This is a genomic window from Paenibacillus sp. sgz302114 (assembly GCF_056120345.1).
This window is the reverse complement of record NZ_JBVYOI010000019.1, coordinates 16,490-38,778: the sequence shown is the minus strand read 5'-3', so window position 1 is coordinate 38,778 and position 22,289 is coordinate 16,490. Positions and strand designations below refer to the sequence as shown.

28 protein-coding genes are annotated in these 22,289 nt (G+C 47.1%); all 28 read left to right on the top strand.

Features of this window, described 5'->3' with window-relative positions:
- Nucleotides 1-401: 401 nt before the first annotated feature.
- The 28 genes from rpoB to rpmD all read left to right on the top strand — a co-directional run bounded on the left by rpoB (nucleotide 402) and on the right by rpmD (nucleotide 22,232).
- Nucleotides 402-3,968 (top strand): DNA-directed RNA polymerase subunit beta, encoded by a 3,567-nt coding sequence (rpoB, locus tag AC0LWF_RS26110; protein ID WP_474654426.1) that lies wholly within the window; start codon nucleotides 402-404, stop codon nucleotides 3,966-3,968.
- Between the two features lie 178 nt (nucleotides 3,969-4,146).
- Nucleotides 4,147-7,746, top strand: a complete 3,600-nt coding sequence (gene rpoC, locus AC0LWF_RS26105; protein WP_474654450.1) for a DNA-directed RNA polymerase subunit beta' — start codon at nucleotides 4,147-4,149, stop codon at nucleotides 7,744-7,746.
- 246 nt (nucleotides 7,747-7,992) lie between these two features.
- Nucleotides 7,993-8,223 (top strand): ribosomal L7Ae/L30e/S12e/Gadd45 family protein, encoded by a 231-nt coding sequence (locus tag AC0LWF_RS26100; protein WP_474654449.1) that lies wholly within the window; start codon nucleotides 7,993-7,995, stop codon nucleotides 8,221-8,223.
- A gap of 135 nt (nucleotides 8,224-8,358) precedes the next feature.
- Nucleotides 8,359-8,778 carry a 30S ribosomal protein S12 gene (gene rpsL / locus AC0LWF_RS26095; protein ID WP_090583216.1) on the top strand — a complete coding sequence of 140 codons (420 nt, stop codon included), beginning with the start codon at nucleotides 8,359-8,361 and terminating at the stop codon, nucleotides 8,776-8,778.
- A 68-nt stretch (nucleotides 8,779-8,846) separates the two neighbouring features.
- Nucleotides 8,847-9,317 carry a 30S ribosomal protein S7 gene (rpsG, locus tag AC0LWF_RS26090; RefSeq protein WP_126011543.1) on the top strand — a complete coding sequence of 157 codons (471 nt, stop codon included), beginning with the start codon at nucleotides 8,847-8,849 and terminating at the stop codon, nucleotides 9,315-9,317.
- 29 nt (nucleotides 9,318-9,346) lie between these two features.
- Nucleotides 9,347-11,425, top strand: coding sequence for an elongation factor G (gene fusA / locus AC0LWF_RS26085; protein WP_474654425.1), 2,079 nt, complete (start codon nucleotides 9,347-9,349; stop codon nucleotides 11,423-11,425).
- A gap of 115 nt (nucleotides 11,426-11,540) precedes the next feature.
- Entirely contained in the window at nucleotides 11,541-12,731 is a 1,191-nt protein-coding gene (tuf, locus tag AC0LWF_RS26080) for an elongation factor Tu (RefSeq protein WP_474654424.1), read from the top strand.
- A gap of 122 nt (nucleotides 12,732-12,853) precedes the next feature.
- Nucleotides 12,854-13,144, top strand: a complete 291-nt coding sequence (locus tag AC0LWF_RS26075) for a hypothetical protein (RefSeq protein WP_474654423.1) — start codon at nucleotides 12,854-12,856, stop codon at nucleotides 13,142-13,144.
- A 184-nt stretch (nucleotides 13,145-13,328) separates the two neighbouring features.
- Complete coding sequence (gene rpsJ / locus AC0LWF_RS26070) at nucleotides 13,329-13,637, top strand: 30S ribosomal protein S10 (protein WP_005544556.1); 309 nt, start codon at nucleotides 13,329-13,331, stop codon at nucleotides 13,635-13,637.
- A gap of 40 nt (nucleotides 13,638-13,677) precedes the next feature.
- Nucleotides 13,678-14,295, top strand: coding sequence for a 50S ribosomal protein L3 (gene rplC, locus AC0LWF_RS26065; protein ID WP_474654422.1), 618 nt, complete (start codon nucleotides 13,678-13,680; stop codon nucleotides 14,293-14,295).
- A 25-nt stretch (nucleotides 14,296-14,320) separates the two neighbouring features.
- Nucleotides 14,321-14,944 carry a 50S ribosomal protein L4 gene (rplD, locus tag AC0LWF_RS26060; protein ID WP_474654421.1) on the top strand — a complete coding sequence of 208 codons (624 nt, stop codon included), beginning with the start codon at nucleotides 14,321-14,323 and terminating at the stop codon, nucleotides 14,942-14,944.
- Nucleotides 14,944-15,234: a 50S ribosomal protein L23 gene (rplW, locus tag AC0LWF_RS26055; protein WP_126011533.1), complete on the top strand. Its 291-nt coding sequence runs from the start codon at nucleotides 14,944-14,946 to the stop codon at nucleotides 15,232-15,234. Before rplD ends, rplW begins: the two co-directional genes overlap by 1 nt.
- Before the next feature lie 63 nt (nucleotides 15,235-15,297).
- A complete protein-coding gene (rplB, locus tag AC0LWF_RS26050; protein WP_474654420.1) occupies nucleotides 15,298-16,128 on the top strand; it encodes a 50S ribosomal protein L2 in 831 nt (276 codons plus the stop codon).
- A 69-nt stretch (nucleotides 16,129-16,197) separates the two neighbouring features.
- The gene (rpsS, locus tag AC0LWF_RS26045) at nucleotides 16,198-16,479 is read left to right on the top strand and encodes a 30S ribosomal protein S19 (RefSeq protein WP_090583231.1); all 282 of its coding nucleotides are present in this window, start codon (nucleotides 16,198-16,200) and stop codon (nucleotides 16,477-16,479) included.
- A gap of 45 nt (nucleotides 16,480-16,524) precedes the next feature.
- Entirely contained in the window at nucleotides 16,525-16,860 is a 336-nt protein-coding gene (gene rplV, locus AC0LWF_RS26040; RefSeq protein WP_090583233.1) for a 50S ribosomal protein L22, read from the top strand.
- 13 nt (nucleotides 16,861-16,873) lie between these two features.
- Nucleotides 16,874-17,536, top strand: coding sequence for a 30S ribosomal protein S3 (gene rpsC, locus AC0LWF_RS26035; protein WP_090583235.1), 663 nt, complete (start codon nucleotides 16,874-16,876; stop codon nucleotides 17,534-17,536).
- A 2-nt stretch (nucleotides 17,537-17,538) separates the two neighbouring features.
- Nucleotides 17,539-17,973 (top strand): 50S ribosomal protein L16, encoded by a 435-nt coding sequence (gene rplP / locus AC0LWF_RS26030; protein ID WP_474654419.1) that lies wholly within the window; start codon nucleotides 17,539-17,541, stop codon nucleotides 17,971-17,973.
- A complete protein-coding gene (gene rpmC, locus AC0LWF_RS26025; RefSeq protein ID WP_090583239.1) occupies nucleotides 17,963-18,163 on the top strand; it encodes a 50S ribosomal protein L29 in 201 nt (66 codons plus the stop codon). The genes rplP and rpmC overlap by 11 nt, the downstream gene beginning before the upstream one ends.
- A gap of 48 nt (nucleotides 18,164-18,211) precedes the next feature.
- Nucleotides 18,212-18,475, top strand: coding sequence for a 30S ribosomal protein S17 (gene rpsQ / locus AC0LWF_RS26020; RefSeq protein ID WP_126011527.1), 264 nt, complete (start codon nucleotides 18,212-18,214; stop codon nucleotides 18,473-18,475).
- Nucleotides 18,476-18,516: 41 nt separating this feature from the next.
- Nucleotides 18,517-18,885 (top strand): 50S ribosomal protein L14, encoded by a 369-nt coding sequence (gene rplN, locus AC0LWF_RS26015; protein WP_090583243.1) that lies wholly within the window; start codon nucleotides 18,517-18,519, stop codon nucleotides 18,883-18,885.
- A 46-nt stretch (nucleotides 18,886-18,931) separates the two neighbouring features.
- A complete protein-coding gene (rplX, locus tag AC0LWF_RS26010) occupies nucleotides 18,932-19,285 on the top strand; it encodes a 50S ribosomal protein L24 (protein WP_090583246.1) in 354 nt (117 codons plus the stop codon).
- A 31-nt stretch (nucleotides 19,286-19,316) separates the two neighbouring features.
- Nucleotides 19,317-19,859 (top strand): 50S ribosomal protein L5, encoded by a 543-nt coding sequence (gene rplE, locus AC0LWF_RS26005; RefSeq protein ID WP_132491099.1) that lies wholly within the window; start codon nucleotides 19,317-19,319, stop codon nucleotides 19,857-19,859.
- 22 nt (nucleotides 19,860-19,881) lie between these two features.
- Complete coding sequence (locus tag AC0LWF_RS26000) at nucleotides 19,882-20,067, top strand: type Z 30S ribosomal protein S14 (protein ID WP_090583249.1); 186 nt, start codon at nucleotides 19,882-19,884, stop codon at nucleotides 20,065-20,067.
- Between the two features lie 30 nt (nucleotides 20,068-20,097).
- Nucleotides 20,098-20,496 carry a 30S ribosomal protein S8 gene (rpsH, locus tag AC0LWF_RS25995; RefSeq protein WP_090583251.1) on the top strand — a complete coding sequence of 133 codons (399 nt, stop codon included), beginning with the start codon at nucleotides 20,098-20,100 and terminating at the stop codon, nucleotides 20,494-20,496.
- 30 nt (nucleotides 20,497-20,526) lie between these two features.
- Nucleotides 20,527-21,069, top strand: coding sequence for a 50S ribosomal protein L6 (gene rplF / locus AC0LWF_RS25990; RefSeq protein WP_474654418.1), 543 nt, complete (start codon nucleotides 20,527-20,529; stop codon nucleotides 21,067-21,069).
- Nucleotides 21,070-21,135: 66 nt separating this feature from the next.
- A complete protein-coding gene (gene rplR, locus AC0LWF_RS25985) occupies nucleotides 21,136-21,504 on the top strand; it encodes a 50S ribosomal protein L18 (protein WP_126011523.1) in 369 nt (122 codons plus the stop codon).
- Between the two features lie 31 nt (nucleotides 21,505-21,535).
- Nucleotides 21,536-22,033: a 30S ribosomal protein S5 gene (gene rpsE / locus AC0LWF_RS25980; RefSeq protein ID WP_090583257.1), complete on the top strand. Its 498-nt coding sequence runs from the start codon at nucleotides 21,536-21,538 to the stop codon at nucleotides 22,031-22,033.
- 13 nt (nucleotides 22,034-22,046) lie between these two features.
- The gene (gene rpmD / locus AC0LWF_RS25975; protein ID WP_090583259.1) at nucleotides 22,047-22,232 is read left to right on the top strand and encodes a 50S ribosomal protein L30; all 186 of its coding nucleotides are present in this window, start codon (nucleotides 22,047-22,049) and stop codon (nucleotides 22,230-22,232) included.
- Nucleotides 22,233-22,289 lie beyond the last annotated feature (57 nt).

Below are 22,289 nucleotides of genomic sequence, written 5' to 3'. Positions count from 1 at the left end.
CTTGACTTTTCTAATGTGATATCATTATAAAATGTCAGTATTAAAATGGGCACAATGTCTTTAGTGAACTAAAATGTCAAGCGGTATTTTAACGTATAGAATACACGCAAATGACGTATAATGTTTACATTTTGGGTCAAAATTACTTGATATGAGACTTTTACGGTCTATGCTGTAAAGGTATGACTGACAGAGGTATGCTCTTCTTTCGAACTCTCGATAAGGGCTTTTCTTTATTTGAATCAGTATTTTGCTTAAAGATGCAAAGCTGATTTTAACAATGTGAAACGTTCGATGTTTCTTGCTTGTGAGTGAATGAGTCAAATTCATGAGCGAGTAGTAACAGCGAACTGTTTAAGCTTGTTTATACAAGGTCATTGTTCACTTTCTGTGAAGCAGACATGAGGGGTGAGGTTAAGTTGGCAGGACAACTTGTTCAGTATGGGCGTCGCACACGTAGAAGCTATGCCCGCATCCGCGAGGTGCTCGAAGTTCCGAACCTGATTGAAATCCAACAAAAATCGTACGAGAAGTTTTTGGAGAAGGACTTGCTTGAGCTTTTCCAAGACATCTCGCCGATTCAGGATTTTACAGGTAATTTGATGCTTGAGTTCATCGATTATTCACTTGGTGAGCCTAAGTACTCAGTCGATGAGTCGAAGGAACGCGACGTTACTTACGCAGCTCCGCTGCGTGTGAAAGTGCGGCTCATTAACAAAGAAACCGGCGAAGTGAAAGAGCAAGAAGTGTTCATGGGCGATTTCCCGCTGATGACCGAAACGGGCACATTCATTATCAATGGTGCGGAACGTGTTATCGTCAGCCAATTGGTTCGTTCACCAAGCGTGTACTTTAGTACGAAAGTGGACAAAAACGGCAAGAAAAACTATACAGCAACTGTGATTCCGAACCGTGGTGCTTGGCTGGAACTTGAGACTGATGCGAAGGACATCATCTATGTCCGTATCGATCGTACTCGTAAAATTCCAGTGACGGTTCTTCTTCGTGCGCTTGGTTTTGGAACAGATGCTGAAATTTTGGAATTGCTGGGCCATGACGAATATATCCGCAACACGCTGGATAAGGATAACACCGATTCCACGGAAAAAGCGCTTATCGAGATTTACGAAAGACTTCGTCCAGGCGAGCCGCCGACATTGGATAACGCTAAGAGCTTGCTAGTAGCTCGTTTCTTTGATCCGAAGCGTTATGATCTGGCTAACGTTGGACGTTACAAGATTAATAAGAAGCTTCACATCAAGAATCGTTTGTTCAACCAACGACTGGCGGAAACATTAGTCGATCCGGCAACAGGAGAGATTCTCGCTGAAGCTGGCCAAATGATTGACCGTCGTTTGCTGGATGATCTCATTCCACATTTGGAGAACAACGTAGGCTTCAAAACCTATCACGTTGCGAACGGTGTGCTTGATGCTGATAGCATTCCATTGCAGACGATCAGCGTATACTCTCCGCTGGATGATAGTAAAATCATCAAAGTTATTGCAAATGGTATTATTGACAAAGCAGTTAAGCATGTTACGCCTGCTGATATTATCTCATCTATCAACTACTTCATTGACTTGCTTCATGGTGTTGGTAGCACGGATGATATCGACCACTTGGGTAACCGTCGTTTGCGTTCCGTTGGCGAGCTGCTCCAGAACCAGTTCCGTATCGGTTTGTCCCGTATGGAGCGTGTTGTTCGTGAGCGGATGTCCATTCAGGATGCGAATGCGATTACACCTCAGGCGCTTATCAACATTCGTCCTGTTATTGCGTCGATTAAAGAGTTCTTCGGATCCTCTCAATTGTCGCAATTTATGGATCAAACGAACCCGCTTGCTGAACTTACGCACAAACGTCGTCTGTCCGCACTCGGACCGGGCGGTTTGACTCGTGAGCGCGCGGGCTTCGAGGTTCGTGACGTTCATAACTCTCACTATGGCCGTATGTGTCCGATCGAGACGCCAGAGGGACCGAACATCGGTCTGATCAACTCTTTGTCGACATTTGCGCGCATTAATGAATATGGCTTTATTGAAGCTCCATACCGCTGGGTTGATCCTAAGGTGTCTATAGTAACGGAGCAAATTGCATATCTGACTGCTGATGAAGAGGATAACTACGTTATCGCGCAAGCGAATGCGAAACTTACCGAAGAAGGTAAATTCGTAGATGATGCGGTTATCGTTCGTTACAACAAGCAGGCGGACAATATTTTGACCATGCCAACCGAACGCGTTGACTACATGGACGTATCGCCGAAACAGGTTGTATCCGTCGCGACGGCACTCATTCCGTTCCTCGAGAACGATGACTCCAACCGTGCGCTCATGGGTTCCAACATGCAACGTCAGGCTGTGCCTCTTCTTATTCCGAAAGCGCCGCTTGTCGGCACAGGAATGGAGCATAAGTCTGCGAAGGATTCCGGCGTATGTATCGTTGCCAAGCACGATGGCGTCATTGAACGCGTATCTGCTAACGAGATTTGGCTGCGTCGTGTTGAAATGGTAGATGGCAAGCCGGTTACAGGCGACCTTGTGAAGATGAAGCTGCATAAGTTCATGCGTTCGAACCAAGGTACATGTATTAACCAGCGTCCGCTTTGCCATAAAGGCGACATCGTTAAGAAAGGCGATATCCTTGCTGACGGTCCTTCTACAGAAATGGGCGAATTGGCGCTCGGACGTAACGTTGTCGTTGCGTTCATGACGTGGGAAGGCTACAACTACGAGGATGCGATTCTACTTAGCGAGAAGCTCGTTAAAGAGGACGTGTACACGTCGATTCATATTGAGGAATATGAGTCTGAAGCGCGTGACACGAAGCTCGGACCTGAAGAAATTACACGCGACATTCCGAACGTCGGTGAAGAAGCGCTCCGTAACCTTGACGAGCGTGGCATCATCCGTGTCGGTGCTGAGATTAGCGCCGGAGACATTCTCGTTGGTAAAGTAACGCCTAAAGGTGTGACAGAGCTGACGGCTGAAGAGCGTTTGCTGCATGCAATCTTCGGTGAGAAGGCGCGCGAAGTTCGTGATACGAGCCTCCGTGTACCTCACGGTACTGACGGTATCGTCGTTGACGTTAAAGTATTTACGCGCGAGAACGGTGACGAGCTGCCACCAGGCGTTAACCAACTCGTTCGTGCCTATATTGCTCAGAAACGTAAGATCTCCGAAGGGGACAAAATGGCGGGACGTCACGGTAACAAAGGTGTCATCGCTCGTATCCTTCCGGAAGAAGATATGCCGTTCCTGCCAGACGGCACGCCAGTAGAGGTTGTTCTTAACCCGCTCGGCGTACCATCCCGTATGAACATCGGTCAAGTTCTCGAGGTTCATCTTGGCATGGCTTGTAAGCATCTTGGTATTCACTCTGCAACTCCGGTATTCGATGGTGCTCGAGAGTATGACGTATTCGACACTATGGAAGAGGCGGGCATGCAGCGTAACGGTAAAACAATTCTATACGACGGACGCTCCGGCGAACCGTTCGAGCGTGAAGTTACCGTTGGTGTCATGTACATGATCAAACTGGCGCACATGGTTGATGATAAAATCCATGCTCGTTCCACTGGTCCATACTCGCTCGTTACTCAACAGCCGCTGGGTGGTAAAGCTCAGTTCGGCGGTCAGCGTTTCGGGGAGATGGAAGTTTGGGCGCTTGAAGCATATGGCGCTGCATATACGCTGCAAGAGATTTTGACAGTGAAGTCCGATGATGTTGTCGGCCGTGTCAAAACGTACGAATCGATCGTGAAGGGCGAGAACGTTCCAGAACCGGGCGTGCCTGAATCGTTCAAAGTTTTGATCAAAGAGCTTCAGAGTTTAGGTATGGATGTTAAAATCCTATCTGAGAACGAAGAAGAGATCGAAATGAAAGAGATGGACGATGAGGATGACGGAGCATCTGACAAGCTCAACCTCAATCTAGAAGGTGCAGAGGTCGGCGCTGAATCATAGGCCGCACTACTGTTTAATGTCATAAACAATGTCGATCCTTCTTCACGGGCGGATCAAGCCGGCGGAAGTCTCTCTAAATAGAGGCGTTCTGCTGGCTCAAGACATGTAAGCAGCAAGAACAAAGTGAACCAGGACGAAGGAGGGTTGCTCCTTGTTGGACGTGAACAACTTCGAGTATATGAAGATTGGATTGGCATCTCCGGATAAGATCCGATCGTGGTCCCGCGGAGAAGTTAAGAAACCGGAAACGATCAACTATAGGACTTTGAAACCGGAGAAAGAAGGTCTTTTCTGCGAAAAGATTTTCGGGCCGACGAAAGACTGGGAATGTCATTGCGGTAAGTACAAACGTGTACGGTATAAAGGCGTCGTTTGTGACCGTTGTGGCGTCGAAGTAACACGTGCGAAGGTTCGCCGTGAGCGTATGGGTCACATTGAGCTTGCAGCTCCTGTATCTCATATTTGGTACTTCAAAGGAATTCCGAGCCGTATGGGGCTTGCGCTAGATATGTCTCCTCGTTCGCTTGAAGAGATTATCTATTTTGCATCTTATGTAGTAACTGATCCAGGAGATACGCCGCTTGAGAAGAAGCAGCTGCTCTCGGAGAAAGAATACCGCAGTTACCGTGAGAAATACGGGTATGGCTTCCATGCTGGCATGGGTGCTGAAGCAGTTAAGAAATTGCTCCAAGACATTGATGTTGAGCGTGAGCTTGAAACACTGAAAGAAGATCTTCGTACTGCTCAAGGCCAGCGTCGTAATCGTGCGATTAAGCGTCTTGAAGTCATCGAAGCATTCCGTAACTCCGGCAACATGCCGGAATGGATGATTCTTGATGTGCTGCCTGTTATTCCTCCAGAGCTTCGTCCGATGGTACAACTCGATGGCGGTCGTTTTGCAACGTCTGACCTGAATGACTTGTATCGCCGTGTTATTAACCGTAACAACCGTCTGAAGCGTCTGCTCGATCTCGGTGCGCCGGATATTATCGTGCAGAACGAGAAGCGTATGCTTCAAGAAGCGGTTGATGCATTAATAGATAACGGTCGCCGTGGCCGCCCAGTAACGGGTCCAGGTAACCGTCCGCTCAAATCGCTCAGCCATATGCTTAAAGGTAAACAAGGTCGTTTCCGTCAGAACTTGCTCGGTAAACGGGTTGACTATTCCGGTCGTTCCGTTATCGTTGTCGGTCCTAGCTTGAAAATGTACCAATGTGGTTTGCCAAAAGAAATGGCGCTCGAGCTCTTCAAACCGTTCGTAATGAAGGAGCTTGTCAACAAAGGTCTCGCGCACAATATTAAGAGTGCGAAACGTAAAGTTGAACGAGTGAGCCCTGAAGTATGGGATGTGCTTGAAGAAGTAATTCGGGAGCATCCGGTTCTATTGAACCGTGCCCCAACCCTTCACCGTTTGGGTATTCAAGCGTTTGAACCGATTCTTGTTGAAGGCCGTGCCATTAAACTTCATCCGCTCGTTTGTACAGCTTACAACGCTGACTTCGACGGTGACCAAATGGCTGTTCACGTACCGCTTTCCGCTGAAGCGCAAGCAGAAGCGCGTTTGCTGATGCTCGCATCGGGTAACATTTTGAACCCGAAAGACGGTAAGCCGGTCGTAACACCTTCCCAGGATATGGTTCTAGGTAGCTATTACCTGACAATGGATAACAAAGAGGCGCAAGGTGCAGGTTCGGTATTCGCTAACGTTAACGAGGCGATTTCCTCGTATCAACGCGGTATCGTATCGTTGCACGCACGTATCTTTATTCCAGTTAAAGTGCTTAAGAAAACGTCCTTTACTGATGCACAGCAGAAGGCGCTGATTTGCACAACTGTTGGTAAAGTCATTTTCAACGAAATTTATCCTGCTGACTTCCCGTACATCAATGAGCCTACAAAGGTGAACCTGCTGAACGGAACTCCGGATAAGTATTTTGTCCATGAAAAAGGCGCTGACTTACTGAAGTTTATGGATAGCCTGCCAACTGTTGGCGGCGTAGGTAAGGAATATCTCGGTCTTATCATTGCTGAGTGTTTCCGTCAGTACCACACAACGCGGACATCCATCATGCTTGACCACATTAAACAACTTGGGTTCACATACTCGACACGTGCGGGTATTACTGTTGCGGTAGCCGACGTTATCGTGCCGCCGGAGAAACAGGAAATCCTGAGAGAATCCGAAGATAAAGTTAAGATCGTATCGAATCAATACCGTCGCGGTCTGATTACGAACGAAGAACGTTATGACCGTGTTATCGAAATTTGGAGTAAGACGAAAGACCAAATTACCGATATCCTCATGAAGTCGATGGATCGTTACAACTCCATCATGCTCATGGTGGACTCCAAAGCACGGGGTAACAAATCGCAAATTACACAGCTCGGCGGTATGCGTGGTCTTATGGCCAATCCGTCCGGTCGTATCATCGAGTTGCCAATCAAATCAAACTTCCGTGAAGGTCTGACAGTTCTCGAGTACTTCATCTCGACGCATGGTGCGCGTAAAGGTCTTGCCGATACAGCTCTGCGTACAGCTGACTCAGGTTACTTGACTCGTCGTCTCGTTGACGTTGCACAAGACGTTATCGTACGTGAGGATGACTGCGGAACAGATAAAGGCTTTAGAGTTAGCAAAATTCAAGACGGTAAAGAGGTTATCGAAGACCTGTACGACCGTATTGAAGGCCGCTACTCCTTCGAAACTGTTCGCAATCCGCAAACGGGTGAGGTTATCCTTTCCCGCAATCAATTGATTGACTCGAATAAAGCTGAGGAACTAATTGCTGCAGGTGTTGAAAGCTTGCAAATCCGTTCCGTACTCAGCTGCCGTGCGCGTCATGGCGTATGTAAGATCTGTTACGGACGTAACCTGGCAACAGGTAAATTCGTTGAAATCGGTGAAGCGGTCGGTATTATCGCAGCGCAATCGATCGGGGAACCAGGAACACAGCTCACAATGCGTACATTCCATACCGGTGGTGTTGCCGGCGATGATATCACGCAAGGTTTGCCGCGTATCCAGGAGCTCTTCGAAGCACGTAACCCGAAAGGGCAAGCGATCATTTCTGAAATCGATGGTGTCATTAAAGACATCCGTGAGACGAAGGACCGCCGTGAAATCGAAGTCCAAGGTGAAGCCGAGACGAAGGTATACACCGTTACCTTTGGTTCGCGTATCCGTGCCGTTAAAGGCAAACAGATTGAAGCTGGCGATGAACTGACAGACGGCTCGATCGATCCGAAGGATATGCTCCGTATCAAAGGTATCCGTGGCGTTCAGAACTACATTCTACAAGAAGTTCAACGCGTATACCGGAACCAAGGGGTAGAAATCAACGACAAGCATATCGAAGTTATGGTTAAGCAAATGCTTCGTAAGATTCGTATCGTTGAAGCAGGCGACACGCCGCTGTTGCCAGGTGCATTCGTCGATATTCATGAGTACGAAGCGAATAACCGTGAAGCGATTCTAGCTGGCAAAGAGCCAGCTGTTGCGAAACCGGTATTGCTTGGTATTACCAAAGCATCGCTTGAGACAGATTCCTTCTTGTCCGCAGCTTCCTTCCAAGAGACAACTCGTGTCTTGACGGATGCAGCAATCAAAGGAAAAGTCGATCAGCTGCTAGGTCTCAAAGAGAACGTTATTATCGGTAAGCTAATCCCAGCAGGTACAGGTATGCAGCGTTATCGCAGCGTACATGTTGCCGGTATGGATGATGTGCTAAGCCCTGAAGAGCAACAAGCAGAAGCAGAGAGCGTGCCTGTAGAGTCATAATCGACTTAGATGCATGATCTAAAGCATGAAGGCGAAGAGCGTGCTGAGCGGCTGTGTATTCGTACACATCCGTTTAGTCGCTCTTTGAGCCGTCATGCACTGAAAAACTCTGCACCCATTAATTTACACGAATTTCATGGGTAAGATGCTTGACATATTGTTAGGCGAAGTGCTAATATGTCGTAGTGTGCCTGATCGCACAACCTCTTCACCTGTCATAATGGTTGACCTGGAAGGATGGTTATGATGCGATTTATTATAGGTAGTAAACAAACGACGAAGATGGTCGAGAAACGTCTCGCCACTACAGTCTATGTTGCGCAAGATGCAGATCCGCGGCTAAAGAACAATATTGTTCAGCTTTGCGAGAGAGCAGGAGTGCCAATCACATGGTCTGAAACAATGAAGAGCCTTGGGGAAACCTGCGGTATCGAAGTTGGCGCAGCGATGGCAGCGGTTATTCCGGAAATCGAATAAAGCAAATATCGTTTTTACCAAGTTGGAAGACAAGGTAGAAACTTTCGTTTGTCTCTTTATGAACCGCCTGGATCTGTGGGCTTAATAGCCAATATGTCTTGAAAAGCTTTACTAAGTGAGGAAGGGGGATGCAACATGCCAACAATTAACCAACTCGTTCGTAAAGGCCGTGAAGCGAAAGTCGTTAAATCGAAATCGCCGGCTTTGCAAAGAGGCTTCAATGCACTGAAACGTGAAGAAACAAACCTAAGCTCACCTCAAAAGCGTGGTGTTTGTACTCGTGTAGGTACTATGACTCCTAAGAAACCGAACTCCGCTTTGCGGAAATATGCGCGTGTACGTTTGACGAACCGCGTAGAGGTTACTGCTTACATCGGCGGTATCGGTCATAACCTTCAAGAGCATAGCGTAGTATTGGTACGCGGCGGCCGGGTAAAAGATCTTCCGGGTGTTCGTTACCACATCGTTCGCGGCGCGCTTGACACTGCTGGTGTTAACAACCGTAAACAAGCTCGTTCCAAATACGGAACAAAACGTCCAAAAGTAAAAAAATAATGAAGGCATAGCCGTTCGCGGTTAACCTCATCCTAAAATGTAAAACTAGAAGAAAGGGGGACTTCCACATGCCACGCAAAGGTCCAGTAACGAAACGTGACGTGTTGCCAGATCCGGTTTACAGCAGCAAGCTTGTAACTCGTCTGATCAACCGTATCATGATCGATGGTAAACGCGGTGTTGCACAAACGATTCTGTATGATGCGTTTACACTCATCAACGAACGTACAAGCAAAGACCCTATGGAAGTTTTTGAAGCAGCAATTAAGAACATCATGCCAGTACTTGAAGTAAAGGCTCGCCGTGTAGGCGGTTCGAACTACCAAGTACCAATCGAAGTTAAACCTGAACGTCGTACATCGCTTGGTCTCCGTTGGCTCGTGAACTATTCACGTAACCGCGGTGAGAAAACGATGGAAGAGCGTTTGGCAGCAGAAATCATCGATGCTTCCAATAACACTGGTTCATCCGTGAAAAAACGCGAAGATACGCACAAAATGGCTGAAGCGAACAAAGCATTCGCCCACTACCGTTGGTAGGATTTGCTTAATCGAAAGGAGACTGAATTATGGCAAGAGAGTTCTCCTTGAAAAATACGCGTAATATCGGGATCATGGCGCATATCGATGCTGGTAAAACGACTACTACAGAGCGGATCCTGTTCTACACAGGCCGTACCCACAAAATCGGCGAGGTGCACGAAGGTGCAGCTACGATGGACTGGATGGAGCAAGAACAAGAGCGCGGTATCACAATTACATCCGCTGCTACAACTGCTCAATGGAATGGTCACCGCATCAATATTATCGACACCCCAGGTCACGTTGACTTCACAGTAGAAGTTGAACGTTCCCTACGCGTATTGGACGGGGCCGTAGGTGTATTCAGTGCAAAAGAAGGCGTAGAGCCGCAATCCGAAACAGTTTGGCGTCAAGCTGACCGTTACGGTGTACCGCGTATCGCTTACGTCAACAAGATGGACATTATCGGCGCAGACTTCCTTAACGTAGTTAGAGATATGCGCCTGCGTCTTAACGCAAATGCAGTTGCAATTCAATTGCCGATCGGTGCTGAGAACGACTTTGTTGGCGTAATCGACTTGGTTGATCAAGTTGCTTACAAATACAAAGACGATCTTGGTAAAGATCCGGAGAAAATTGAAATCCCTGCAGAATACAAAGACCAAGTGGAAGAACTCCGCTTGGAAATGATCGAGAAAATTGCTGAGCTTGATGAAGAGCTTACAATGAAATATCTCGAAGGCGAAGAAATCACTGTTGCTGAGATCAAAGCTGCACTTCGTAAAGGCGTTTGCGAAGTTAAGATTTTCCCAGTAATCGTTGGTTCCTCGTACCGTAACAAAGGCGTTCAATTGATGCTTGACGCTGTTGTTGACTACTTGCCGTCTCCAGTCGATGTTCCTGATATCAAGGGTCACCTTGAAGATGGTACAGAGACGATTCGCAAGTCTGCTGACGACCAACCGTTCGCAGCATTGGCGTTCAAAATCATGACTGACCCGTACGTAGGTAAATTGACGTTCTTCCGCGTATACTCCGGCGTACTTAGCTCCGGTTCTTACGTTGTGAATGCAACGAAAAACAAACGTGAACGGATCGGTCGTATCCTTCAGATGCACGCTAACAGCCGTCAAGAAATCAGCGAAGTTTACTCCGGTGATATCGCGGCTGCAGTAGGTCTGAAAGATACAACTACAGGCGATACGCTTTGTGATGAGAAAAACCCGGTTATCCTTGAGTCGATGAACTTCCCTGAGCCGGTTATCCAGCTCGCGGTTGAGCCTAAGACTAAAGCTGACCAAGACAAAATGGGTATTGCTCTTCAAAAGCTGTCTGAGGAAGATCCTACGTTCCGTGCTCACACGGACGAAGAGACCGGCCAAACGATCATCGCAGGTATGGGTGAGCTTCACCTTGAGATTCTAGTTGACCGTATGCTTCGTGAATTCAAAGTTGAAACAAACGTTGGTAAACCACAAGTTGCTTACCGTGAAACGTTTAAGACAGCTGCGAAGGTCGAAGGTAAATTCGTTCGTCAATCCGGCGGACGCGGTCAATTCGGTCATTGTTGGGTTGAGTTCTCACCGCTTGAGCCAGGTACAGGTTTTGTCTTTGAAAACAAAACTGTGGGCGGCTCGATTCCGCGTGAGTTCATTGCTCCAATTCAAGCAGGTATCGAAGAATCGATGAAAAATGGTGTCGTTGCCGGCTTCCCGGTTGTTGATATCAAAGCAGTCGTTGTCGACGGTTCCTACCATGACGTTGACTCCTCGGAGATGGCGTTCAAAATTGCTGGATCGATGGCGCTTAAAGCAGCGAAAGAGAAATGTAACCCAATCCTGCTTGAGCCTATCATGAAAGTAGAAGTAACTGTACCAGAAGAGTACATGGGCGACGTAATGGGTATGCTGAGCTCCCGTCGTGGACGTATCGAAGGTTCGGACACACGCCATGGTGCGTTGATCGTTCGTGCTAAGGTGCCTCTGGCTGAGATGTTTGGTTATTCCACAGTTCTTCGTTCCGGTACACAAGGACGCGGCGTATTCTCCATGGAGCTTTCGCACTATGAAGAAGTACCACGTTCGATCTCGGAAGAAATCGTGTCCAAGTCCAAAGGTTCTGCTTAATAGCAGCCTAATGGCCCGGATGATATAAGTTGTACTTTGGCCGGATGATAAACCTCACTCGGGGCCTTCCGGCCGATCACATAATCTTCTCTATAATTAAGGAGGAATTAGTTCAATGGCTAAGGCTAAATTTGAACGTAATAAACCACACGTTAATATCGGTACAATCGGCCACGTCGATCACGGTAAAACAACGTTGACTGCTGCAATCACTACAGTTCTTTCGAAAAGATACGGCGGTGCTGCTGTAGCATTCGACCAAATCGACAAAGCTCCAGAAGAGCGCGAGCGCGGTATCACGATCTCGACAGCTCACGTTGAGTATGAGACGCCTAACCGTCACTACGCTCACGTTGACTGCCCAGGTCACGCCGACTACGTTAAGAACATGATCACTGGTGCTGCTCAAATGGACGGCGCAATCCTGGTTGTATCCGCAGCTGACGGCCCTATGCCGCAAACTCGCGAGCACATCCTTTTGTCCCGCCAAGTAGGCGTACCTTACATCGTCGTATTCCTGAACAAATGCGACATGGTTGAAGATGATGAGCTTCTTGAACTCGTTGAGATGGAAGTTCGCGACCTTCTTAGCGAATACGAGTTCCCAGGCGATGATACTCCAATCATCCGTGGTGCTGCTCGTGAAGCACTTCAAAACCCAGATGGCGAGTGGGCTGACAAAATCGTTGAATTGTTCGAACAAGTCGACACTTACATCCCAACTCCACAACGTGATACTGACAAGCCGTTCCTTATGCCAGTTGAGGACGTGTTCACAATCACAGGTCGTGGTACAGTTGCTACAGGACGCGTTGAGCGTGGCGTAGTTAAAGTATCTGACGAAGTTGAAATCATCGGTATTGCTGAAGAAACTCGCAAATGCGTAGTAACAGGCGTTGAGATGTTCCGCAAATTGCTTGATTCCGCACAAGCTGGTGACAACGTAGGCGCATTGCTTCGTGGTGTAGACCGTAAAGACATCGAGCGTGGTCAAGTACTTGCTAAGCCGGGTTCCGTTAAACCACACACGAACTTTACAGCTCAAATCTACGTTCTTACTAAAGAAGAGGGTGGCCGTCACAAGCCTTTCTTCACAGGCTACCGTCCACAGTTCTACTTCCGTACAACTGACGTAACAGGTATCATCTCTTTGCCAGAAGGCACTGAAATGGTTATGCCTGGCGACAACATCACAGTTACGGTTGAGCTTATCGCTCCAATCGCTCTGGAAGATGGTACTCGCTTCGCGATCCGTGAAGGCGGTCGTACAGTTGGTGCAGGTGCAGTAGCATCCATCCAAAAATAATGAACTGCGGCGAAAGCTGCAGATCGCAGCAAACCCTCACTTATGTGAGGGTTTGTTTTTTTTCTATAATTTGAGGTTTGCGGTTTTGGTCTGGATTCATTATTATAGGTGAAGACAAAGACGTGCTGATTAAAGCAATCAGCGAACACAGCAATGACAATGATCGAATCGGAAAGTGGCTGATGGTTAGAGCCACTTTTTATTATGACTTTCTCACTGAGCGAAGTTTAATGAAGAAGTTTGATGAGTTGTGCAGCAGAGTGAAATATGAGCCGGAGAGTTTACGTGCTGCCTTTGCAATTCAGTTGTTATCACTAATTTCTTTTATAATGAAGCAACAGAATAACAACAGCAGCCGCAGGCCATATTTCACGGCGCGGAACACAACGATGTCATCCAATCATTTCTTTTAAAGAAGCAAACATTTTAGTTGCATTCGCCCAGAGAATTCGATATAATATTGTCTGTTGGTCTGTGACGTTGCGATGATGTAAGAGGTTGCCGACACACCAGGCTCCTTTGCCATGAGGGGCGTGACGGGTTTTCTTACGGAGTATGTCCGATACTAAATTGGGCGATAGAAGGAGGGACTTTGAAATGGCAAAGCAAAAGATTCGTATCCGTTTGAAAGCATACGATCATAGAATTCTGGATCAATCCGCAGAGAAGATTGTTGAAACTGCGAAACGTTCCGGTGCAGGCGTGTCTGGGCCGATTCCGCTTCCGACTGAGAAGCAAATCATCACCATTCTACGTGCGGTACACAAGTACAAGGATTCTAGGGAGCAATTCGAAATGCGCACTCATAAGCGTTTGATCGATATTGTTAACCCAACACCGCAAACGGTTGATGCGTTGATGCGCTTGGATCTACCATCCGGTGTAGATATCGAAATCAAACTGTAATAAAGTACATTTGAAAACCGAAAGGAAATGAGGTGTCAACATGAAAGGTATCTTAGGTAAAAAACTTGGCATGACGCAAGTGTTCACCGCTGAAGGTAACGTAGTACCAGTAACGGTAATCGAAGCAGGTCCTTGTGTTGTTTTGCAGAAGAAAGACCAAGAGAATGATGGATATGTATCCGTTCAAGTAGGTTTCTCTGACAAGAAAGTAAACAGAGCAAACAAGCCGGAAATCGGCCACGCGAAAAAAGCCGAAACGGCTCCTAAGCGCTACGTTCGTGAATTCCGCGGCATCGCTGAATATGAAGTTGGCCAAGAGATTAAGGCTGATGTATTCGCAGCTGGCGAGTTTGTTGACGTAACGGCAACTTCCAAAGGTAAAGGTTTCCAAGGTAACATCAAACGTTGGAATCAAAGCCGCGGTCCAATGGCGCACGGTTCCCGTTATCACCGTGGACCAGGTTCGATGGGTTCGATTCAAGCGAACCGCGTTCCTAAAGGTAAACACCTTCCAGGTCACATGGGTAACGAAACAGTTACGATTCAAAACCTTGAAATCGTACGCGTTGATGTTGAACGCAACGTATTGCTCGTTAAAGGCTCCATTCCGGGCCCTAAAAATAGCTTCGTTAAAGTTAAATCTACGGTGAAGAAATAATCGTTAAAGAAAGGAGGAACATGAAATGCCGAAAGTAGCACTTTTTAGCGTGAATGGATCGCAAGTTGGCGAGGTTGAATTGTCCGAAGCAGTATTCGGTGTTGAACCTAACGTTCACGTATTGCATAGCGCAGTATTGTTGCAGCAAGCTTCTGAGCGCAGAGGCACGCACAAGACGAAAGGCCGCTCCGAAGTACGTGGTGGCGGACGTAAACCTTGGAAACAAAAAGGTACAGGTCGTGCACGTCAAGGTAGCATTCGCTCCCCACAATGGGTTGGCGGTGGTACAGTGTTCGGACCAACTCCACGCAGCTACAGCTTCAAACTTCCTAAAAAAGTTCGTCGCTTAGCGATCAAATCTGCATTGTCATCTAAAGTTATTGATAACGAGATTATCGTTCTTGATCAACTGACATTTGCAGCTCCTAAGACTAAAGAATTCGCAGCGATCTTGAACAACCTGAAAGTGGCTCGTAAAGCACTTGTTGTTACAGCTAGCTACGAAGATAACGTAGCTCTTTCCGCTCGTAACCTTCCTAACGTGAAGTTCGTTGTAGCCGATGGCATCAATGTTCTCGATGTTATGAAATACGACAAGCTTATTATCACTAAAGAAGCAGTTGAAAAAGTACAGGAGGTGCTTGCGTAATGAAAAATCCACGCGATATTATCAAGCGCCCGATTATCACGGAACAAACGAGCGATTTCATGGCGAACAAACGCTATGTTTTCGAAGTTGATCTTCGTGCGAACAAGACTGAGATCAAACTCGCGATTCAATCGATCTTCAAAGTAAAAGTAACAAGCGTAAACACGCTTCGCATGCCAGCTAAGCCTAAGCGCTATGGCAAACACAGCGGATATACGTCCGAGTGGAAAAAAGCGATCGTGCAACTGAGCGCTGACAGCAACGAACTTGAGTTTTTCGAAACAGTTTAATCTTACGTTCGGGCCATAAGGTCAACGTGATTAAACAAGATATCGGTTAAGGAGGGAATCGAAGTGCCAGTTAAGAAGTATAAACCGACATCTCCAGCGCGTCGTGGTATGTCCGTCTCGACATTTGAAGAGATCACGACAAGCACACCGGAGAAATCGCTTCTTGCGCCGCTTTTCAAAAAAGCTGGTCGTAACAACCAAGGTAAAATTACGGTTCGTCATCACGGTGGCGGCCACAAACGTAAATACCGTATCATCGACTTCAAACGTAATAAGGACGGTATCGTAGGTAACGTCGCGACGATCGAATACGATCCGAACCGTACGTCCAACATCGCACTTATCCACTATGTGGATGGCGAGAAAGCCTACATCATCGCACCAAAAGGTTTGAAAGTTGGGGATAAAGTCGTATCCGGCGTGGGTGCAGACATCAAGATCGGCAACGCATTGCCACTTGAAAACATCCCAGTAGGTACAGTTATCCACAACATCGAGTTGAAACCTGGTAAAGGCGGGCAATTGGTTCGTGCTGCCGGTACTGATGCTCAACTTCTTGGTAAAGAAGAGCATTACGTTACAATTCGCTTGACGTCTGGTGAAGTACGTCGTATCCTGAAGAAATGCCGTGCAACAATCGGTTCTGTTGGTAACGAAGATCACGAACTCGTGAAAATCGGTAAAGCCGGCCGTTCCCGTTGGTTGGGTAAACGTCCTGAAGTTCGTGGTGTTGTAATGAACCCTAACGATCACCCACACGGTGGTGGTGAAGGCCGTGCACCAATCGGACGTAAATCGCCTATGTCGCCATGGGGTAAACCAACTCTCGGCGCTAAAACGCGTAAGAAGAAGAAAGCATCGAGCCAATACATTATTCGTCGTCGTACGAAGTAATAGGCACCTCGGCGTCATCTGCTTAGCGCACGGCGCCCACGTAACAATAGCGTGAAGGGAGGATCATCCATGGGTCGCAGTTTGAAGAAAGGTCCGTTTATCGACGGCTACCTGCTTAAGAAAGTTGAAGTTCTGAACGAAACGGAAAAGAAGACTGTTGTCAAAACTTGGTCGCGTCGTTCTACAATTTTCCCGCAATTCATCGGACACACGTTCGCTGTTTATGACGGTAAAAAACACGTGCCGGTATATGTGACAGAAGATATGGTTGGCCACAAACTCGGTGAGTTCGCGCCAACACGTTCATATAAAGGTCACGGTAACGACGACAAGAAGACAGGCCGTCGTTAATCGGTTAAATAGTTAAGGTCATAAAGTTTGAGAGGAGGTTCATCCATGCAACAAGCTAAAGCGTTCGCTAATCACGTCCGCATTGCACCTCGTAAAGCTCAATTGGTTGTTGATTTGATTCGTGGTAAGCAAGTTGGCGAAGCAATCGCTATCCTGCGTCACACGCCAAGATCAGCATCTCCAATCGTTGAGAAGTTGCTGAATTCCGCTATCGCAAACGCGGAGCACAACTACCAATTGGACGTGAACAAATTGGTCATTTCACAAGTATTTGTGAACCAAGGACCAACAATGAAACGTTTCCGCCCGCGCGCAATGGGCCGTGCTAGCCGAATTAATAAGAGAACCAGCCACATTACTTTGGTGGTATCCGAAAAATAAGGAGGGAAAACGTGTGGGACAAAAAGTAAATCCGGTCGGACTTCGTATCGGTATTATCCGTGATTGGGAGTCCAAATGGTACGCTGGTAAAGACTTCGGCGACTTGCTTATGGAAGACGTAAAAATCCGTGAGCACCTGAAGAACAAGCTTAAAGATGCGGCAGTTTCCAAGTTCGAAATCGAACGTGCAGCTAACCGCGTTAACGTTACTATTCATACAGCTAAGCCTGGTATGGTAATTGGTAAAGGCGGTTCCGAAGTTGAAACACTTCGTTCCGAGCTTTCGAAAATTGCTAAAGGCAAAAAAGTGCACATCAACATCTCCGAGATTAAACATCCTGAGCTGGATGCGGTTCTCGTAGCTGAAAGTATTGCACAACAACTTGAACGCCGGATTTCCTTCCGTCGTGCAATGAAACAATCGATCCAACGTACGCTCCGTTCTGGCGCGAAAGGTATCAAAACTGCCGTTAGCGGCCGTCTTGGTGGCGCTGAGATCGCTCGTTCGGAAAGCTATAGCGAAGGTACAGTTCCTCTTCATACGCTGCGTGCGGATATTGACTATGGAACAGCGGAAGCTCATACAACTTACGGCCGTATCGGCGTTAAAGTATGGATCTACCGCGGTGAAATCCTTCCAACTAAGAAGAAAGCTCCACAGGAAGGAGGCAACTAATCATGTTGGTACCTAAACGTGTCAAACATCGTAAACAACAACGTGGTCATATGAAAGGTCGTGCAAAAGGCGGCGCTGAAGTAGTATTCGGCGAATTCGGTCTGCAAGCACTTGAGCCTTCATGGATCACTAACCGTCAAATCGAAGCAGCGCGTATCGCGATGACTCGTTACATTAAACGTGGCGGTAAAGTATGGATTAAGATTTTCCCTGATAAACCGATTACTCAGAAGCCTCTTGAAGTTCGGATGGGTAGCGGTAAAGGTAACGTAGAAAAATGGGTTGCTGTCGTAAAACCGGGCAAAATAATGTTCGAGCTTGCTGGCGTTTCTGAAGAGATCGCACGTGAAGCTATGCGTCTTGCAGCACATAAACTTCCAGTAAAAACGAAGTTCGTGAAACGCGAAGAAGTGGGTGGTGAAGCAAATGAAGGCTAACGATTTCCGCAACCTTACCTCTGTTGAACTCGAACAGAAAGTCGCTGGATTCAAAGAAGAGCTATTCAACCTTCGTTTTCAATTGGCTACCGGCCAACTGGAAAACCCAACTCGCATCCGCGATGTTCGTAAGGACATAGCTCGTGCCAAAACCGTTCTTCGTGAAAGAGAACTCGGAATTAGCAGCTAATCTGCTTATACCCGTGACCGATAACGAATGTATGGAAGGAGGATGAACATGAGCGAACGTAATGCGCGCAAAGTTCTAATCGGTAAAGTAGTGTCTGACAAAATGGACAAAACAGTCGTAGTTGCGATTGAAACGTACAAGAAGCATGACCTATACCACAAACGTATTAAATATACGAAAAAATTCAAAGCACATGACGAGAACAACCAGGCTAAGATTGGCGATGTCGTCAAAGTCATGGAAACTCGCCCGCTTTCGAAAGATAAACGGTTCCGTTTAGTCGAAATCGTTGAAGCTGCTGTTATTTTCTAAGAATGCTTTAAGAAGCATTTTCTCGAAAGGAGGACGTTGAAATGATTCAACCATTTACGCGTTTGGCCGTCGCTGACAACTCCGGCGCGAAAGAACTTATGTGCATTCGTGTACTAGGTGGTACTGGACGTCGTGTAGGCCACATCGGCGATCTGATCGTCTGCTCCGTCAAACAAGCAACACCCGGTGGCGTTGTCAAAAAGGGTGACGTAGTAAAAGCGGTTATCGTTCGTACTAAACGCGCGGTTCGCCGTAAAGACGGATCGTACATCGCATTTGATGAGAATGCAGCTGTAATCGTAAAAGAAGACAAGAGCCCGCGCGGCACACGTATTTTCGGACCAGTAGCTCGCGAACTTCGCGACCGCGACTTCATGAAAATCGTATCGCTTGCTCCGGAAGTTATCTAATTAGTATCTTGCGCTGAAGGCGCAGGGCACGCAGGAGGTGTAACTCATGCCACGGTTGAAAAAAGTGTTGGAATCTCACAACAATAAATTGCACGTTAAAAAAGACGACACGGTTATGGTCATTACGGGTAAAGACAAAGGCAAAAAAGGCCGCGTTATTGCTGCGTATCCGCGTCAAAACCGCGTACTCGTCGAAGGCGTCAATATGGTGAAAAAACATACTCGTCCATCGCAAGCTAATCCGCAAGGCGGCATTATCGAGCAAGAAGCGGCGATTCATGTATCCAACGTTATGCACATCGATCCTAAGAGCGGTAAAGTAACTCGGATCGGTTACAAAGTGCTTGATAACGGTAAAAAAGTCCGGATCGCTAAGAAGTCCGGCGAGGTTATTGATTAATTAACCGATACGGAAAGGAGGTTCACGTTACATGGCAGTAAGAATGAAAGATCGTTTTCTTAATGAAATCACTCCTGCTCTAATGCAGAAGTTCAATTACACAACAGTTATGCAAGTACCTAAGATCGAGAAAGTGGTTATCAACATGGGTGTTGGTGAAGCTGTTTCGAACTCCAAAGTGCTTGACGCTGCTGTTGAAGATATGCGCTTGATCGCTGGTCAAAAACCTGTCGTAACTCGCTCGAAAAAGTCGATCGCAGGTTTCAAACTTCGCGAAAACATGCCAATCGGGGTTAAAGTAACACTGCGCGGTGAGCGTATGTACTACTTCCTTGATAAACTGTTCAACGTTACTCTTCCTCGCGTACGTGACTTCCGCGGTGTTTCGAACAAAGCGTTCGACGGCCGTGGTAACTACACACTGGGCTTGAAAGAGCAATTGATCTTCCCGGAGATCGAGTATGATAAAGTTGATAAAGTTCGTGGTATGGACGTCGTCATCGTCACGACGGCAAAAACGGACGAAGAAGCTCGTGAACTGCTGACCCAATTGGGCATGCCGTTTACGAAGTAATCCACAGGAGGTGTAATACCAAGTGGCAAAAACTTCGATGAAGGTTAAGCAGCAACGTGCTCCTAAATTCAAAGTGCAGGCTTATACACGCTGCGAACGTTGCGGCCGTCCGCATTCCGTTTTGCAAAAGTTTAAAATTTGCCGGATTTGTTTCCGTGAATTAGCATACAAAGGCCAGATACCTGGCGTTAAAAAAGCAAGCTGGTAATCAGCCTAGTTCGGGAAGGAGGTTTACACAATGGTTATGTCTGATCCGATCGCAGATATGCTTACACGCATTCGCAACGCAAACGTTGTGCGTCATGAGACGGTAGAAATGCCTGCTTCTAAAGTTAAGAAGCAAATCGCAGAAATTTTGAAACGCGAGGGCTTTATCCGCGATGCTGAGTTTATCGAAGATAGCAAACAAGGGATTATCCGTATTTTCTTGAAATACGGCCCGAACCAAGAGCGTGTAATTACGGGGCTGAAACGCATCAGCAAACCGGGTCTACGCGTATACACGAAGAGCACTGAAGTGCCTCGCGTACTGGGTGGCTTGGGAATGGCGATCATTTCCACATCTAAAGGAATTATGACTGACAAAGAAGCTCGCCAAGTTAAATCCGGCGGCGAAGTTGTCTGCTACGTTTGGTAATTAACTGTCACAACGATTGGAGGTGTAACAATGTCTCGTATTGGCCGTAAACCAATTCAAGTTCCAGGTGGTGTAAACATCGACCTGGACAACAGCGTAATCACTGTTAAAGGACCTAAAGGTACACTGAGCCGCGAACTTCACAAGGATATGAAAGTGGTAGTTGCGGACAGCGTCATTACTGTTGAGCGTCCTTCTGACAATAAATTGCATCGTTCCCTGCACGGTACAACTCGCAGCGTCATTGCTAACATGGTTAGTGGTGTTACTGAAGGCTTCGTTAAGAACCTTGAGCTAGTAGGCGTTGGTTACCGTGCAAACAAAACTGGCGAGAAAATCGTACTTAACGTTGGTTACTCGCACCCAGTGGAAATCACTCCTGAGAGTGGCATCGAGTTCGAAGTTCCTGCGAACACGAAAATCATCGTAAAAGGTATCGACAAAGAACTCGTTGGTGCAACTGCTGCGAAGATCCGCTCCGTACGTGAGCCTGAGCCGTATAAAGGTAAAGGTATCAAGTATGAAGGCGAGCGTATCCTTCGTAAAGAAGGTAAAGCTGGTAAGAAGAAATAAGCAGCTGCTTAACCGCGCTGCTTGATCGGATAGCTTCATAAGGACTGAGAAAGGAGTGTACAACGAATGATTACAAAAGGCGATAAGAACAAAGCACGTCTTAAACGTCACCTGCGTGTGCGTAAGAAAATCAGCGGAACTACGCAGCGTCCACGTCTCTCTGTATTCCGTTCCTCCAAGCACATCTATGCACAATTGATTGATGATGTACAAGGCGTAACGGTCGCATCTGCGTCTACGCTCGATAAAGAAATTGCAGAACAATTCAGCAATGGTGGTAACATTGAAGCTGCTCGTAAAATCGGTGAAGTGATTGCTTCTCGCGCTAAAGCGAAAGGCGTTGACAAAGTCGTATTTGACCGCGGCGGATACTTGTACCACGGAAGAATTCAAGCACTGGCTGATGCAGCTCGTGAAGCAGGTCTTGAATTCTAAAAGATAATACTTATGAAGGAGGTAACTCGACTTGCGTATAGATCCCAATGCATTGGAACTTACTGAAAAAGTAGTTCAAATCAACCGTGTAGCGAAAGTAGTAAAAGGCGGACGCCGTTTCAGCTTTAGCGCTCTAGTAGTTGTAGGCGACGGTAAAGGATATGTTGGCGCAGGAATCGGTAAAGCGGGCGAAGTACCTGATGCAATTCGCAAAGGTATCGAGGACGCTAAGAAAAACCTGATTCATGTTCCACTCGTGAAAACAACAATTCCACACCAAGTACTTGGACACTTCGGCGCTGGCCGCGTATTGCTGAAACCAGCTTCTGAAGGTACTGGAGTAATTGCAGGCGGACCGGTTCGTGCCGTTCTTGAGCTTGCTGGTGTTGGCGACATTCTGACCAAATCGCTTGGTTCTTCAAACTCCATGAATATGGTTAACGCGACACTGGAAGGACTTTCCCGTCTGAAACGTGCCGAGGACGTTGCTAAACTTCGTGGTAAAACCGTGAAAGAGCTTTTGGGCTAAGGAGGAGAATACGATGGCAAAATTGCAAATCACCCTCGTTCGCAGCCTGATCGGTCGTAACGAGAAGCAGCGTGCGACAGTTGCTACGCTTGGTCTTCGCAAAATTCGTCAATCGGTTGTCCACAGTGACAGCCCGGCTATCCGTGGCATGATTACTCATGTCAGCCACTTGATTAAAGTGGAAGAAGTACAAGCTTAATCGCCATACAGGGCGTAGCAATATTGTAGTAACAAGTGATGTCGCAAGACACCGCAA

Bases quoted from the DNA above. Each gene is read 5' to 3' on its own strand.
- rpoB (WP_474654426.1), top strand. From the start codon at position 402: ATGAGGGGTGAGGTTAAGTTGGCAGGACAACTTGTTCAGTATGGGCGT.
- rpoC (WP_474654450.1), top strand. From the start codon at position 4,147: ATGAAGATTGGATTGGCATCTCCGGATAAGATCCGATCGTGGTCCCGC.
- AC0LWF_RS26100 (WP_474654449.1), top strand. From the start codon at position 7,993: ATGCGATTTATTATAGGTAGTAAACAAACGACGAAGATGGTCGAGAAA.
- rpsL (WP_090583216.1), top strand. From the start codon at position 8,359: ATGCCAACAATTAACCAACTCGTTCGTAAAGGCCGTGAAGCGAAAGTC.
- rpsG (WP_126011543.1), top strand. From the start codon at position 8,847: ATGCCACGCAAAGGTCCAGTAACGAAACGTGACGTGTTGCCAGATCCG.
- fusA (WP_474654425.1), top strand. From the start codon at position 9,347: ATGGCAAGAGAGTTCTCCTTGAAAAATACGCGTAATATCGGGATCATG.
- tuf (WP_474654424.1), top strand. From the start codon at position 11,541: ATGGCTAAGGCTAAATTTGAACGTAATAAACCACACGTTAATATCGGT.
- rpsJ (WP_005544556.1), top strand. From the start codon at position 13,329: ATGGCAAAGCAAAAGATTCGTATCCGTTTGAAAGCATACGATCATAGA.
- rplC (WP_474654422.1), top strand. From the start codon at position 13,678: ATGAAAGGTATCTTAGGTAAAAAACTTGGCATGACGCAAGTGTTCACC.
- rplD (WP_474654421.1), top strand. From the start codon at position 14,321: ATGCCGAAAGTAGCACTTTTTAGCGTGAATGGATCGCAAGTTGGCGAG.
- rplW (WP_126011533.1), top strand. From the start codon at position 14,944: ATGAAAAATCCACGCGATATTATCAAGCGCCCGATTATCACGGAACAA.
- rpsS (WP_090583231.1), top strand. From the start codon at position 16,198: ATGGGTCGCAGTTTGAAGAAAGGTCCGTTTATCGACGGCTACCTGCTT.
- rplV (WP_090583233.1), top strand. From the start codon at position 16,525: ATGCAACAAGCTAAAGCGTTCGCTAATCACGTCCGCATTGCACCTCGT.
- rplP (WP_474654419.1), top strand. From the start codon at position 17,539: ATGTTGGTACCTAAACGTGTCAAACATCGTAAACAACAACGTGGTCAT.
- rpmC (WP_090583239.1), top strand. From the start codon at position 17,963: ATGAAGGCTAACGATTTCCGCAACCTTACCTCTGTTGAACTCGAACAG.
- rpsQ (WP_126011527.1), top strand. From the start codon at position 18,212: ATGAGCGAACGTAATGCGCGCAAAGTTCTAATCGGTAAAGTAGTGTCT.
- rplN (WP_090583243.1), top strand. From the start codon at position 18,517: ATGATTCAACCATTTACGCGTTTGGCCGTCGCTGACAACTCCGGCGCG.
- rplX (WP_090583246.1), top strand. From the start codon at position 18,932: ATGCCACGGTTGAAAAAAGTGTTGGAATCTCACAACAATAAATTGCAC.
- rplE (WP_132491099.1), top strand. From the start codon at position 19,317: ATGGCAGTAAGAATGAAAGATCGTTTTCTTAATGAAATCACTCCTGCT.
- rpsH (WP_090583251.1), top strand. From the start codon at position 20,098: ATGGTTATGTCTGATCCGATCGCAGATATGCTTACACGCATTCGCAAC.
- rplF (WP_474654418.1), top strand. From the start codon at position 20,527: ATGTCTCGTATTGGCCGTAAACCAATTCAAGTTCCAGGTGGTGTAAAC.
- rplR (WP_126011523.1), top strand. From the start codon at position 21,136: ATGATTACAAAAGGCGATAAGAACAAAGCACGTCTTAAACGTCACCTG.
- rpmD (WP_090583259.1), top strand. From the start codon at position 22,047: ATGGCAAAATTGCAAATCACCCTCGTTCGCAGCCTGATCGGTCGTAAC.